Annotated in this window: 13 protein-coding genes; 5 read left to right on the top strand and 8 right to left on the bottom strand. The window is 62.2% G+C overall.

The annotated features are described in order from the left end of the window. Positions 1-150 precede the first annotated feature (150 nt). Positions 151-1,455, top strand: a complete 1,305-nt coding sequence (locus FJ948_RS00280) for an outer membrane beta-barrel protein (protein ID WP_140701107.1) — start codon at positions 151-153, stop codon at positions 1,453-1,455. A gap of 230 nt (positions 1,456-1,685) precedes the next feature. On the opposite strand, the gene FJ948_RS00275 is transcribed toward FJ948_RS00280, so the two are convergent. From FJ948_RS00275 to FJ948_RS00250, 6 genes are all read right to left on the bottom strand, one after another. Further along, positions 1,686-2,153: a DUF1203 domain-containing protein gene (locus FJ948_RS00275; RefSeq protein WP_140701105.1), complete on the bottom strand. Its 468-nt coding sequence runs from the start codon at positions 2,151-2,153 to the stop codon at positions 1,686-1,688. Positions 2,154-2,330: 177 nt separating this feature from the next. Continuing rightward, the gene (locus FJ948_RS00270) at positions 2,331-2,888 is read right to left on the bottom strand and encodes an OmpA family protein (protein WP_140701103.1); all 558 of its coding nucleotides are present in this window, start codon (positions 2,886-2,888) and stop codon (positions 2,331-2,333) included. Between the two features lie 101 nt (positions 2,889-2,989). Next, positions 2,990-3,553 (bottom strand): GNAT family N-acetyltransferase, encoded by a 564-nt coding sequence (locus tag FJ948_RS00265; RefSeq protein WP_140702158.1) that lies wholly within the window; start codon positions 3,551-3,553, stop codon positions 2,990-2,992. A 5-nt stretch (positions 3,554-3,558) separates the two neighbouring features. Next, positions 3,559-4,440: a 3-mercaptopyruvate sulfurtransferase gene (sseA, locus tag FJ948_RS00260; protein WP_140701101.1), complete on the bottom strand. Its 882-nt coding sequence runs from the start codon at positions 4,438-4,440 to the stop codon at positions 3,559-3,561. Positions 4,441-4,476: 36 nt separating this feature from the next. Next, positions 4,477-5,220, bottom strand: a complete 744-nt coding sequence (locus FJ948_RS00255; protein WP_140701099.1) for an alanyl-tRNA editing protein — start codon at positions 5,218-5,220, stop codon at positions 4,477-4,479. Beyond that, positions 5,220-6,254, bottom strand: coding sequence for a cysteine synthase A (locus tag FJ948_RS00250; protein WP_140701097.1), 1,035 nt, complete (start codon positions 6,252-6,254; stop codon positions 5,220-5,222). The genes FJ948_RS00255 and FJ948_RS00250 overlap by 1 nt, the downstream gene beginning before the upstream one ends. Positions 6,255-6,479: 225 nt before the next feature. Between FJ948_RS00250 and FJ948_RS00245 the strand changes: the two genes are divergently transcribed. Together FJ948_RS00245 and FJ948_RS00240 are read left to right on the top strand one after the other, a co-directional pair. Further along, positions 6,480-7,301 (top strand): SDR family oxidoreductase, encoded by an 822-nt coding sequence (locus tag FJ948_RS00245; protein ID WP_140701095.1) that lies wholly within the window; start codon positions 6,480-6,482, stop codon positions 7,299-7,301. 92 nt (positions 7,302-7,393) lie between these two features. Continuing rightward, entirely contained in the window at positions 7,394-8,368 is a 975-nt protein-coding gene (locus tag FJ948_RS00240; protein ID WP_140701093.1) for an alpha/beta fold hydrolase, read from the top strand. Positions 8,369-8,471: 103 nt separating this feature from the next. Here FJ948_RS00240 and FJ948_RS00235 read toward each other — a convergent pair whose 3' ends face one another. Next, on the bottom strand, positions 8,472-9,887 hold the full coding sequence (locus tag FJ948_RS00235) for a DEAD/DEAH box helicase (RefSeq protein WP_140701091.1): 1,416 nt from the start codon (positions 9,885-9,887) through the stop codon (positions 8,472-8,474). A gap of 391 nt (positions 9,888-10,278) precedes the next feature. Here FJ948_RS00235 and FJ948_RS00230 point away from each other — a divergent pair, with 391 nt between their 5' ends. Beyond that, positions 10,279-11,811 carry an acyl-CoA carboxylase subunit beta gene (locus FJ948_RS00230; RefSeq protein WP_140701089.1) on the top strand — a complete coding sequence of 511 codons (1,533 nt, stop codon included), beginning with the start codon at positions 10,279-10,281 and terminating at the stop codon, positions 11,809-11,811. Positions 11,812-11,838: 27 nt separating this feature from the next. On the opposite strand, the gene FJ948_RS00225 is transcribed toward FJ948_RS00230, so the two are convergent. Further along, positions 11,839-13,368 carry an NAD(P)H-hydrate dehydratase gene (locus FJ948_RS00225; RefSeq protein WP_140701087.1) on the bottom strand — a complete coding sequence of 510 codons (1,530 nt, stop codon included), beginning with the start codon at positions 13,366-13,368 and terminating at the stop codon, positions 11,839-11,841. Positions 13,369-13,723: 355 nt separating this feature from the next. Here FJ948_RS00225 and FJ948_RS00220 point away from each other — a divergent pair, with 355 nt between their 5' ends. After that, positions 13,724-14,062, top strand: a complete 339-nt coding sequence (locus FJ948_RS00220) for a P-II family nitrogen regulator (protein ID WP_006205430.1) — start codon at positions 13,724-13,726, stop codon at positions 14,060-14,062. Positions 14,063-14,102: the final 40 nt, after the last annotated feature.

The raw sequence follows: 14,102 nt of genomic DNA, 5'->3' as shown, positions 1-14,102 counted from the left end.
TGGTAATGACGCGCCGATCCGCTTTCTTGAGGCCGCCTCGAAGCGTGTGCCGTAAGGGCACTTTGCCTCCCATTGTTGCATTTTTATCATACCTGTTTTGGCCGACTCCCTGCTAGGAACACCTTGGGCTTATTGATTAGGGGTACGGCTATGTTTATTCGCGTTTCAGCGAAATCTATTCTTCTTGGTGCAGTGTCGGCGGTGGCAATTATGTCGGCCGCGCACGCGGCTGATGTCGTGCAGCCGGTCGAGACCTCCGGTTTCGACTGGAGCGGCGTTTATGTTGGCTTTGGTGTCGGCGCCGGAGCCAACTCGCACAAGCTCAGCAGCGATTTCATCTCCGGTGTGTCTTTGGATGGCATCGGCGGTGAAGGCGTCTACGGCGAGCTTACCGCCGGTTACGACTACATGGTGTCGCCCCGCTTCCTTCTGGGCGGGCTTGTCGATGTACATGTCGGCAACATTGAAACCTCGCTGGATGTCGGCCCTTTCAACGCCTCTATTCAGGAGACATACGGCTTCGACGCCGGTTTGCGTGCTGGTTACCTGATCACGCCGAATACGCTGGGCTACGTCATGGGCGGCTATTCCTGGCAGAAGTACAAGCTTGATACCAATGCCGGCTTCGGCTTCGATTGGGACCAGAGTGGATATTTCGTCGGTGGTGGTCTCGAAACCGCGATCAACAGCAACTGGACGATCAAGACGGAATACCGCTACACCCGCTTCGGCACCAAGGACGATCTCCTTTCCGAGGCCGGCATTCCTTCGCCGGACGGCGCCCTCAATCTCGACACGTCGCGTCACACATTCCAGGTTGCCGCCAGCTATCGCTTCGGAGCGCAGAACGGCGCAGCCACTTCGTTTGAAACGCCCGCCTACAACTGGACCGGCTTCTACATAGGTGGTGGCTTGGGTGCCGGCGCATCTGTGCACCAGCTCGAAATCCCGCCGCTTCTCGGTGCCAAGTTCAACGGCCTTGGTGGCGAAGGCGTGCTTGGCGAGTTGAACGTCGGTTATGATCACGACTTCGGCAGCTGGGTTGCCGGCGTCATGGTTGATGCTCGCTATTCGGGCATGACCAGCCAGCTCGATATTCCAGGCGGCTCGATCAATCTGGATACGGACTACGGCTTCGATGTGCTGGGCCGCGTCGGCATGAAGATGAACGAATCGACCCTCGCTTATGCGCTGGCTGGCTACAGCTGGCAGCATTTCGATCTCAACGCTTCCGATCCGGTCGGTGATATCATCGACTGGGGTTCCAGCGGCTTCTCGGTTGGTGGCGGTCTGGAAACGGCTGTGTCCAGCAACGTCACGCTCGGACTGGAATATCGCTATTCGCAGTTCGCCAAGAAGGATTTCTCGTCGGATCTCGGTCTCCCCGACGACTCCGTCACTTCCAAGGCTTCCTTCCATACCGTGCGTATCGGCGCGAAGTACAAGTTCAACTAAGCCCCTCCAGGCAAACAATCGGAACCCGTCGGCCATGCCGGCGGGTTTTTTTTCTTGCGCGAATTTTTTCTTGCGCGAAGAAGACTTGGGGCTGAACGCAGGCAACAAAAAAGCGGAGCCAAAGCCCCGCTTCCTCGATATCGAGATTTGCCGCCGGTTCATCCGCGGTCGACCAATCAATCGATACTGGCTTTCTACAGAAACAATGCGACGGGAGTACGACAGCTTCGTCAGACGCGCTCGATCCGGCATTGGTAGCAATTGTTGCGCGCCGAGCGGACATGCACATAGGCAATGTCTTCGCGCTTGAACAAGGTCTCGGCTCGCGCGGCGATTGCCTCGGTCGGGATGACGCCACCGCTGCCATAGACGATGCGATCATCGCTGCCATAGCCGCGCACGATATAGTCCGGGCTCTCGAGGATCTCCGGCGGCTCCCCTGTGCCGACGGCACGCTCGCATTCCTCGGCGTGCAGGAAGATCGGCCCTGTTTCGGCATAGGGCTGAAGGTTCGGAAATGGCCGATAGGCGAGGATGAGATAGACATCGCCGGCAGCGATATTGCTCAGACAATGACGGCATGGCACGCCGTCACCGTCGGAGATTTTCCGCTCGGGCGTGTGGCCATAGGCATCGGGGCCGCCGCGCTGCAGGGCTCTTACATCGTCGGTCGGCAGCGCTGTGAACTGAATGGTCATGGCAAGATCTCCGGTGCTGTCGACCGGAAACTATGCGCTCGCGGCAACGCTTCCCACCCGATTCCCGCCAACCATCCGGTGACCGATCCGGTGTCGCGTATCGGTCACCGTCCAGCACCGGCACGGACCGCCGGGATCATCGAGCAGGTGAACGAAGTCGGCTAATAACTTCGAAAATCATCTGATGAAATCGTCGAAGCGGCGCAGCGTCACCCTGCGATTCTGCCAGTTTTCGTTCTGCGTCGGCACGAGCAGGAACTCCTCGCCATAGCCGACGGTTTCCAATGCATGGCCGGGCACGCCGAATTCGCGCACCAGCGTACGCTTCAGCGAGGCAGCGCGCTGTTCCGACAGGACCTGGTTCGACTGGAAGGAACCGACCGCATCGGTATGCCCCTCGATGAGCACACGCGCACCTGGATCGCGGCGCAGGATGCGCCGCAGCGCATCGGCGATGTTCTCGATCTTGTCATACTGCGAGGTGGAAATGGCAGCTGAGCCAAAGGCGAAATTGATCGACTGGATATCGATCGAGCGCGCCATGCGGCGCAGGTCCGGCCGGCGCTTGAATTCGCGGATGGTGACGCGCTCGTTCGGCCGCAGCTTGACCCGAGGGGCCGCCTCGAGCTTCCGCTCGATCGTCGCGGCCGAGGGCGTCGTCGCCTGGGCGGCGGCAAGGCTCGGCATGGCAATGGCCGCGATCAGCGCGGCGGCGAGAGTACGTCGGGTCAGCATGTCTTTTCTCCTTCGGCCTCGGCCGCATTTGACAATGCGGGCAAGATGCCAAAGCCAGGCTGAAGCGCCGATGAACGGAAGGTTCAGGTTTGCGGCTGGAGTTACGGCCGCATGACGCTGGCCGAACGCTCGGCGAATGGCAGCGGGTGCACGACTTCCTTCTTCTGCGCCACCGGCTTGAAACCAAGCTTCTGATAGAGCGGCAGGGCTGCGGGGTGGTCGAGCGTACAGGTCTGCACCGTCACCCGTTTCGGCCCATGCGACCATGCCGCGGCAATCGCCGAGCCAAGGAACCAGCGGCCGATGCCTTGCCCGGTGGCGTGTTCCATCATGCCGAAATAGGCGAGTTCGACTTCCTCGGGCAGATGCGGCTTCAGATCAAAGAAGCCCGCCGGCGAACCGTCGAGATAGAGCACCCTGATGTCGCGATCCTCGCGGTGGATTCCGGCGGACAGCTCATCGTCGTTCAGCCTCAGAACATTCACCCAGTGCCATTTGCGCCCCACCCGGTCCATCAGGTAGCGGTAGAAATGCAGGGGAATGTCCCTGGTCTTCAGCAGTGCGACCTGGCGATTGTAGGGCACCGGCGGCGAGACGGCCGGCGGGGCATGCATCTCCAGAAAAGTCACTGTGACTTCAATGTCCTGCAGCACGCCATTTTCCATCGTCGTCATTCCTTGCCGGCCAGCGCTGGGCCGGCCGCCGCTGGGCCGGTCACGACAGGGGTATCGGAGAGCCCGCCCCATTCGGTCCATGAACCGTCATAAAGCCTGTTTTCAGTGTGGCCAAGCGTCTCCAGCGCCAGCGTGACCGCCGCGGCTGTGACACCGGAGCCGCAGGATGTGACCACGGGTTTGGACAGATCTATACCGGCGTCCTCTATCACCTTGCGCAAACGGTCCTTCGGCAGCAGCCTGCCGTTTTCGGAAAGCGCCGAATAGGGCACGTTGCGGGCGCCTGGCATGTGGCCGGAGCGGATGCCTGCGCGGGGCTCGGGCTCGGCACCGGTAAAGCGCCCTGCCCCACGCGCGTCGGCAATCTGACTTTCACCGGTATCGACGATCCGGCGCATGTCGGCCAGGCCGACGACGCGCGCGGCATCGAAATCGGCATGGAACACGCTCGGCGCGATCTTGGTCGGCTCGGCCGTGTCCGGGCGGCCGGCCGCCTTCCAGCCGTCGAAACCGCCGTCCAGAACATAGGTCTGGAAGACGCCCATGACGCGGAACATCCACCATGCCCGGGGCGCCGAGAAAAAGCCCGGCCCATCATAGACGACGATGGTGTCATCGGCCGAAACGCCCATCGCGCCGACATATTGGGCGAAATGCCGCGGCGATGCGAGCGTATGCGGCAGAGCGGCGTCGGAATCCGAAACGGCATCCTGATCCAGGAACCGGGCGCCCGGGATATGGGCCGCATCATATTCGGCGCGCGCATCGCGCTTTTGCGCAGGCAGGTACCAGGAGGCGTCAATGATCGTCAGCCCCGGCTGGCTTAGGCGCTGCTGCAGCCAGTCCGCATCGACCGTGAAAGGACTGTCTTCGGCCATTTTTCCTCCTGCCGCCTTCTGACGGTGTGTGTCTGTTCAGTTCGCCGGCATCGGACCGAAGCGAATGCGAAAGCGCCTGTTCTCCCGGCCCTTCTTCTCGATCTTGCCGATGTGAATTTCGCCGATTTCGCCAGTGCTCTTCACATGCGTGCCGCCGCAGGGCTGGCTGTCCACCGCGCCATTCTCGCCGATGCAGACCAGGCGGATCTTGCCCGTGCCGACCGGCGGTCGAACATTCTTGGATTTGACCAGGCCAGGATTGGCGGCCAATTCCTCGTCGCTGATCAGCCTGGTGAAGATGGGATGATCCGCCCGCACCAGGTCCATCATGCCGGCAGTCACCTCTTCCCTGGTGAAGCTGGCGTCCGGAATGTCGAAATCGACGCGGCTGTCGTCCTCGGAGACCGACGCACCGGTGATCGGGAACGGACAGACGACGGTAAGCAGGTGGCAAGCCGCGTGCATGCGCATCAGCAGGTGCCGGCGCTCCCAGTCGATGATGAGCTTCACCGTTTCGCCGACCACCGGCATCGCCTGCTCCGGCGCCGGCACATGGATGATCTCGTCCTTGGTCTCGCCGGTGATCGTGGCGGCAATTGCGATGCGGCTGCCGTCAGTGCGTTCGAGATGGCCGGTGTCGCCCGGCTGGCCACCAGAAGTGGCATAAAAGATTGTTCGGTCGAGGATGATGCCGCCGCGCTCGTTGATGGCGACGACCGTTGCGTCAGCCGTCTTGAGATAGGCGTCGTCGCGAAACAGCGCTTCGGTCCTGTGCGCCATCACGCGACCTTTTCGAACGGCACCGAGATCTTGCTTTTGAGCTCCATCCAGCTTGGCACAGGCAGGTTCTTCTCCCGCAGGAATTCCGGATTGAACAATTTAGACTGGTAGCGCGTGCCGTAGTCGCAAAGGATGGTCACGATGGTGTGGCCCGGGCCCAATTCCCTGGCCAGCCGCATCGCGCCGGCAATGTTGATGCCAGTCGAGCCGCCGACGCAGAGCCCCTCTTCCTGGATGAGATCGAAGATGATCGGTAGCGCTTCCTCGTCCGGGATTTGATAGGAGAACTCCGGCGTGAACCCGTCGAGATTGGCGGTGATGCGGCCCTGGCCGATACCTTCGGTGATCGAGTTGCCATCGGATTTCAGTTCACCGCTGGTGTAGAAGCTGTAGAGCGCGGCGCCCAGCGGATCGGCCAGCGCGATTTTCACATCCTTGCTCTTGGCTTTCAACCCGAACGCGACACCGGCCAGCGTTCCGCCCGAACCCACCGCCGAAACAAAGCCGTCGACCTTGCCGCCGGTCTGGGTCCATATTTCCTGCGCCGTGGTGCGGATATGGCCATCGCGGTTGGCGACATTGTCGAACTGATTTGCCCAGATGGCGCCATTCGCCTCGGATCCGGCCATCTGCTCGGCCAGCCGCCCTGATAGCTTCACGTAATTGTTGGGGTTCTTGTAGGGCACGGCCGGCACTTCGATCAGCTCGGCGCCGAGCAGCCGGATCACGTCCTTCTTTTCCTGGCTTTGCGTATCCGGGATGACGATGACGGTGCGGTATCCGAGCGCCTTGGCGACGAGCGTCAGCCCGATGCCGGTGTTGCCGGCCGTTCCCTCGACAATGACACCGCCCGGCTTCAGCAGGCCGCGTTGTTCGGCGTCGCGGATGATGAACAGTCCGGCGCGATCCTTGACCGACTGTCCCGGATTCATGAACTCGGCCTTGCCCAGGATCTCGCAGCCGGTTGCTTCAGAAGCTTTGTTGAGGCGGATCAGAGGCGTGTTGCCGATCGCGTCGATCACAGAACGGGGCATTCAGGATTCCTTGTGTACGTGCGCCGAAACCCTAGAAACCCAACGCTGCGGTTTCAAGGCAAGAATTCGTCTGGTCCAGTCGCATTTCCGGCCTTGCGAGTGCCGACCTTGTCGCGACCTGGCTCGATATCACACAGTTCATTTGCACCTGTGGTGGAAAAGCACTCTTTTCATTCGATTTCTTCGCCGTTAGAGCAAAGCACCAACAAGTCGACAGGGCGCAGCATGACACTCTATCGGGCCGATCCGAAACACGGCGTCGCCTGGGTCACGGGCGGCAGCAGCGGCATTGGCCGCTCGCTGGCCAGGGATCTGGCGTCACAGGGCTATGCGGTGGCGGTGACCGCGTTGGACGACGATCCGATCGACACGCTCATCGTCGAGACCGCGCAGATGCCGGGCAAGGTCGTGGCTTTTCCCTGCGACGTCACCGACGAGCCGCGCATGGCAAGAACGGTGGCGGCGATCGAGAAGGACCTCGGGCCGATCGTGCTCGCCATCTTCAATGCCGGAAATTACATCTCGACCCCTGGAGAGTCACTCGTCGTCAGCGACTTCCGCCGCACCTTCGAGGTCAACTATTTCGGCATCATCAATGGGCTGGTGCCTCTCGTCGAGCACATGCGGGTGCGTGCACGCGGCCATGTCGTTCTGGTCGGCTCGGTGACCGCCTATTTCGGCTGGCCAACAACGGCCGCCTATGGCGGCACCAAGGCCGCCATCAACATCCTGGCCGAGTCGCTGAAATATGATTTCGACAAGATGAACATCCGCGTTCAGGTGATTAACCCCGGGTTTGTCGACACGCCTTTGACCGAAAAGAACATGCTGCCGATGCCGGGCCTGATGCCGGTCGGCCGCGCGACCCGCCGCATGGTGCGGGGCATCAAATCCGGCGGCTTCGAAGTGACCTTCCCGTACCGGACGAGCTGGCCGCTGAAATTTCTTGGCTTGCTGCCAAGGCCTGTATCCCGATGGGTGATCAGCCTGACGACCAGCTGGAAGGCACGGCCACTGCATTACGAGCGGAAAACGCCCAACGAGTAGATGCCCACAGGATTGGTGGCTTGGCCGCCCGAGCGGCCGTTGCCTGTTCACGGCGACCACCATAGTTTGAATGTTGTTGCGTGGAGTCTGCGATGGGGCGACGGATCGTGCTTGCTGTGCTGGGCCTGATCGCCATCCTTGCCCTGGCCTTCGTGCTTGGTCCACGCGTTCCCGTCGACACCACGATCCGTTTCGATCCTTCCGCCATCGGCGACGACCCGCAGGCCTATGTGGCCAAGGCGGAAGCCGCCATACCGGGCATCAGCGACGGGCTGGAGAAGGAAATCGTCTGGGCCAACCCGATGGTGCACGCCAAGACGCCGCTGTCGATCGTCTACATCCACGGCTTTTCAGCATCGAAGGGCGAACTCCGCCCCTTGCCCGACGATGTGGCCGACCAGCTCGACGCCAACCTGTTCTACACCCGCCTCACCGGTCACGGACAGGACGGCGAAGCCATGAGGCAAGGCAGCGTCAATGCCTGGATCAACGACTATGAGGAGGCGCTCGCCATCGGCCGGGCAATCGGTGACAAGGTGATCGTCATCTCGACGTCGACCGGCGGCTCACTGGCGGTCTGGGCGGCAACGCAGTCCGGAGCATCCGAGGGTGTGGCGGCCATCGCATTCATCTCGCCCAATTTCGGCGTAAAAGCATCCGGCGCCGAGATCCTGACCATGCCCTGGGGCAAGCAGATCGCCGAACTCGTCGCCGGCAAGGAACGCAGCTTCGCGCCGCGCAATGCGCTGCATGAGAAATTCTGGACCACCAGATATCCGATCGCCGCCACGATGCCGATGCAGGCCCTGACCGAGCTTGCCTATGGCGCGCCGGTGGAGAAGGCGACCATCCCGGCTTTGTTTATTTTCTCGGATTTGGACAGAGTGGTGCGACCCGACCGCACCCGCGAAATCGCCGCGCGCTGGGGTGGTGCGCATGAGCTGGTACCCATCGAAAGCACTGGCGATCCCGACAATCATGTCCTTGCCGGCGACGCGCTGTCGCCATCGACCACGGCCTTCCTGGCGCAACGGATTGCCGTCTGGGTCGAAGCCGTGGCGAAGTGAGGTTCTGAAATAAAACGGGCGGCTGAAGCAATGCCTCAGCCGCCCTTTCTCTATTGCTCAGGCAACCAGCCAACCGCCAGGGATTGGCCGACTGCCATAATGGTCAGGCAGCCCGCGCCGCCGGACGCTTGCCGCCGAAGCGGCGCTTGTTGTTGCCCTTGAAAGGCTTCGCACCTTCGGGCTTGCGCTCACCGGCAAAGGCCGGCTTGTCGCCGAAGCGCTTCTTGCCGAAGCCGTTGTTCTGCTTCTTCTCGCCGCCCGGCCGCCTGCCGTCGCGACGGCCATTGCGGTCATTGGCGGGTTCGAAGCGCTCGTTCTTTTCAGCCGGATTGCGCGCCGGATCGGGGCTGCCGAGATGGTCGGCAACGATTGGCAGCTTGGTGCGGATGATGCGCTCGACCTGACGAAGCTTGCTGTTTTCCGAAGGATCGCAAAGCGTTATCGCGATGCCATCCTTGCCGTTGCGGCCGGTGCGGCCGATGCGGTGGACATAGCTTTCGGCTTCGTCCGGCAGGTCGAAGTTCACGACATGGCTGATGCCGGGGACGTCGATACCGCGCGCGGCGATGTCGGTCGCGACCAGAATGCGCACCGATCCATCACGGAAATCGTTCAGCGCCTTCTGACGGGCATTCTGCGACTTGTTGCCATGAATGACGGCGGCCTTGAAACCGTCGCGCTCAAGGTCCTTGGTCACCCGGTCGGCACCATGCTTGGTGCGCGAAAAGATGATGACGGACTTCATCGCCGCGTCGGCGAGCATCGTCGACAGCACCTGGCGCTTCTGCTTGGTGCGGGCAAAGACGACGCCCTGGACGATTTCGACGGCCGCGGTGCTTTGCGGCGAGACCTCGACGCGGACCGGGTTCTTCAACAGACCCTTGGCGAGCTCGGCGATCTCGTCAGGCATGGTGGCCGAGAACAGCGCCGTCTGGCGGTCGGGCGCGGTCGCCTTGGCGATGCGCTTGACGTCGTTGATGAAGCCCATATCGAGCATGCGGTCGCCCTCGTCCAGCACCAGCCATTTGGTGTCGGACAGGATGAGGTCGCCCTCGCGCACCAGGTCGGTCAAGCGGCCGGGCGTGGCGATAAGGATATCGACGCCTGGGGCAACCTTCTTCACCTGGCTGAAGCGCGAGACGCCGCCCAGCACGAGTGCCGTCGAGACATGCGCGCCCTTGGCGAGAATCTTGATGGTGTCCTCGATCTGCACCGCGAGTTCGCGGGTCGGCGCCAGGATGAGCGCGCGGGTCGTCTTGGCGCGGCGCTTGGTGCCGAGCGCGATGATCTTCGACAGGATCGGCAGCGCGAAGGCAGCGGTCTTGCCGGAGCCGGTCTGCGCGATGCCGAAAATGTCACGGCCTTCCAGCTGCGGCGGGATCGCCTGCATCTGGATCGGCTTCGGTTCCGTGAAGCCTGCATTGTGGGTGGCCTTGAGCAGCGCACCCGTAATTCCCAGCGCCGCGAAACCGGAGAGTTCCGCGGTATCGTTGCCGGGCAATGTGTTTTCGTTGGTCAAAGTAATCTTCTTTCACGCGGCCTCTGGCCGCAACGTCGATGGCGGCAGGGCGCAACCTGCCGTCGAAAAATTTGATATGAAACGACAAGGCGGGCGGACGGTAACGTCCACTCGGCTGCGCTGTCGTGCCCGCAGGCGTCATGCCACGGGGCTTTTTCGCCACCTTTGCCGACTTGCCGGAAAGAGGGAAAACAGACGCAACCAGTCTCATTCGTCGAGAAGGCCGGAATCTCCCGGCCCAAGCGCCTATGGGCTGCATATGGCTGAGTTCGCCCCGGAATGCAAGGGGCGTCATGTTGCGCTGCAGCAAAAACCAGCCAAAAGCCGACGCTTGCGCTCCATGGCTGGCATCATTACCACAAACAAAGCTTCCGATTTTGGGGACCGAGCGATGAAGGACGTGCTGAAGGAACTCGAGCGGCGGCGCGACATTGCCCGCATGGGCGGCGGCCAGGCCCGCATCGATGCGCAGCACAAAAAGGGCAAGCTCACCGCGCGCGAACGCATCGAGGTGTTCCTCGACGAAGGCTCGTTCGAGGAGTTCGACATGTATGTCGAGCACCGCTCGACCGATTTCGGCATGGAGAAGACCAAGATCGCAGGCGATGGCGTCGTCACGGGCTGGGGGACGGTCAATGGCCGCCCGGTCTATCTCTTCGCCAAGGATTTCACCGTGTTCGGCGGCTCATTGTCGGAAGCCCATGCCGAGAAAGTCATCAAGGTGCAGGAGATGGCGCTGCGCAACCGTGCGCCGATCATCGGCCTCTACGATGCCGGCGGGGCGCGCATCCAGGAAGGCGTGGCGGCACTCGGCGGCTATGCCGAGATCTTCCAGCGCAACGTGCTCGCCTCCGGCGTCATTCCGCAGATTTCCGTCATCATGGGCCCATGTGCCGGCGGTGACGTCTATTCGCCCGCCATGACCGATTTCATCTTCATGGTGCGCGACACCTCCTACATGTTCGTCACCGGGCCGGACGTGGTGAAGACCGTGACCAACGAGACGGTGACCGCAGAGAGCCTCGGCGGCGCTTCCGTCCACACGACGAAATCCTCGATCGCCGACGGCGCCTATGACAATGACGTCGAAGCACTCTTGCAGATGCGCCGGCTGGTCGACCTGCTGCCGGCTTCCAACACATCGGAGATTCCCGAGATCGAATGCTACCAGTCGGTCACCGACCATGACATGTCGCTCGACCGGCTGATTCCCGACAACGCCAACAAGCCCTACGACATCAGGGAATTGATCCTGAAGGTCGCCGACGAGGGCGACTTTTTCGAGATCCAGCAGAGTTTTGCCAAGAACATCGTCACCGGCTTCGGGAGGGTAGAAGGCCGCACGGTCGGCTTTGTCGCCAACCAGCCAATGGTGCTTGCGGGCGTGCTCGATTCCGACGCCAGCCGCAAGGCGGCGCGCTTCGTGCGTTTCTGCGACTGTTTTTCGATCCCGCTCGTTACCTTCGTCGATGTTCCCGGCTTCCTGCCCGGCACGGCGCAGGAATATGGCGGATTGATCAAACACGGCGCCAAGCTGCTCTTCGCTTATGCCGAGGCGACCGTGCCGAAGATCACCGTCATCACCCGAAAAGCCTATGGCGGCGCCTATGACGTGATGGCGTCAAAACATCTGCGCGGCGACATGAACTATGCCTGGCCGACGGCGCAGATCGCGGTGATGGGCGCCAGGGGGGCGGTCGAGATCATCTACCGCAAGGATATCGGCGATGCCGAAAAGATCGCAGCCCATACAAAGACCTACGAGGATCGCTTCCTGTCGCCTTTCGTGGCCGCCGAGCGCGGCTATGTCGACGAGGTGATCATGCCGCACTCGACCCGCCGCCGTATCGCCCGGGCGCTTCGCATGCTGCGCAACAAGGACATGCAGAACCCCTGGAAGAAGCACGACAACATTCCGTTGTAATCACCGGCAATCAACAGACCGCGTTTATCAACGGCTGCCGCGAGCAGTAACCAGTTCGCGCAGCACCGGCACCAGCGCCAGCGGCAAATCCTCGGCAATCAGCCCAGCGCCGGACCGGCTTCCGGCCTCGGCATGGATCCAGACCGCGGCACAGGCTGCTTCGAACGCCGGCATGGCCTGGGCAATCAGTCCGGCCGTGATACCGGACAACACGTCACCTGATCCGGCCGTGGCGAGCCAAGCCGCGCCGTTTGAATTGATCGCCGCCCTGCCATCCGGAGCGGCAATCACCGTATCGGCGCCCTTGTAGACGATGACGGCATTGGCCGCCGCGGCGGCCGCGCGTGCCTTGTCCAGCTTCGAGGAGGCATTGTCGTCGGCGAGGCCGGGAAACAGCCTGGCGAACTCGCCTTCATGCGGTGTCATCACCAGCACGGGCGCGTGCGGCCCGCGGGCGGCTTCGAACAAGACATCTGGCGCCTCCCGAAACGACGTGATCGCGTCGGCGTCGAAGACCAGACCGTCAATTCCGGTGGAGGCGCCCGCCGGCTTGCCCGACGCGAGCAGAGCAAGCGCGAACGCCTGGGTTTTTTCACCGACGCCAAAGCCGGGCCCGAGAACAAAGGCCGACGGCCGGCGCTCCCCGACAAATGCCTCGATGTCGGCCATCTCGTCGGTCCTGCGCAGCATGATCGAGGTCAGGTGCGCTGCGTTGACCTGCATGGCGTTCGCCGGCGACAGTACGGTCACCGCCCCTGCCCCGGATCGAGCAGCGGCAAGCGCCGACAGCCGCGCCGCACCGGTGGCACTGGGGCCGCCGGAAAAGACGCCGACATGGCCGCGCTTGTATTTGTGCGCGTCGACGGCCGGCACCGGCAAACCGCGCAACCAGAGTGCCGGTCCGTTCTCGAATGTCCGAGGCTCAAGCTTTGCAATGATGTCATCGCCGATGCCGATATCGGCAAGCACGATCTCGCCGCATCGCTCCCGGCCCGGCAGGAGCAGATGGCCTGGTTTCTTGCGCGCGAAGGTCACGGTGAGGTCCGCCGAAAACGATGTGCCTAGCACCTTGCCGCTGTCACAGGAGATGCCGGAAGGCAGGTCGACCGCGACAACCGGCAAATGCAGTCCGGCGGCCAGATCGGCCGCCCTGGCGGCTTCGCCGGATAGCGGCTTGGACAGCCCTGCCCCGTAAAGCGCATCGACCACGATCGAGCCCGGCTCGGCTTCAAAGCCGACCAGCGGCCGAGGCTTGATCGAACATTCCGCCGCGGCGAGCGCCGCATCGCTTTGCGCCCTCGGCGCACCTGATGCCCAGATCGTCGTCGCAACGCCGCCGCCTGCCAGGATGCGGGCGACGACATAGCCGTCGCCGCCATTGTTGCCAGGCCCGCAAAGCACATGGACATGGGCCGCTTGGGGATAGCGGACGAAAACCTCGGCCGCGACCGCTTCGCCTGCTCTGCGCATCAACCCAATGCCGTCGGTTGGACCGGCGGCAATCGTCAGCCGGTCCGCCTCGCCCATCTCGGCGGAAGTGAGAAGTTCGTCGCTCATGGATTGCCGATCCGCATTCGATCAAGCATTGTCCAGTTTTCGAGCCGAAGCAAACAAAGAGGGAGGTCTTGCCAGCTGCGCTACATTGCCGGGCGAGCATTCGAGGCGCGAAACCGCACAAAAAATGGGCTGATTGCCTAATTTTCGTGCGGATGCAAGTGAGGAACTGCGCGGGCTTCTGCAGTCCATGGCGCTTCCGGTGCAGCGAATGACGCGAAATTGCATGCCGGCGCGGTTTGGCTTCGAAATCATATGAGACCGCTTCAAATCCCCCTATCTGGCACAGTTCGTGCTTGATGGAGGCGCAAGCGGGGGCTCACAACCCGTTTTTTTGGCAGTGGAGGCCACTTTTTACATGAAAAAGATCGAAGCGATCATCAAGCCATTCAAGCTGGACGAAGTGAAGGAAGCGCTTCAGGAGGCCGGACTGCAAGGCATTACCGTGACCGAGGCCAAAGGCTTCGGCCGCCAGAAGGGCCACACCGAGCTCTACCGCGGCGCCGAATATGTCGTCGACTTCCTGCCCAAGGTGAAGATCGAGGTCGTGCTCGGCGACGATGCCGTGGAAGGCGCGATCGAGGCCATCCGCAAGGCGGCCCAGACCGGCCGCATCGGCGACGGCAAGATCTTCGTCTCCAACATCGAGGAAGTCGTGCGCATCCGGACCGGTGAAACCGGAATGGACGCGGTTTGACGGCCATCCTCTAAGAAACGTCATCATCAAAAAACGTCAG

Origin of the sequence: Mesorhizobium sp. B2-3-12, from assembly GCF_006442205.1 — a bacterium.
GTDB lineage: Bacteria > Pseudomonadota > Alphaproteobacteria > Rhizobiales > Rhizobiaceae > Mesorhizobium.
This window is presented reverse-complemented; position numbering and strand designations above follow the sequence as displayed.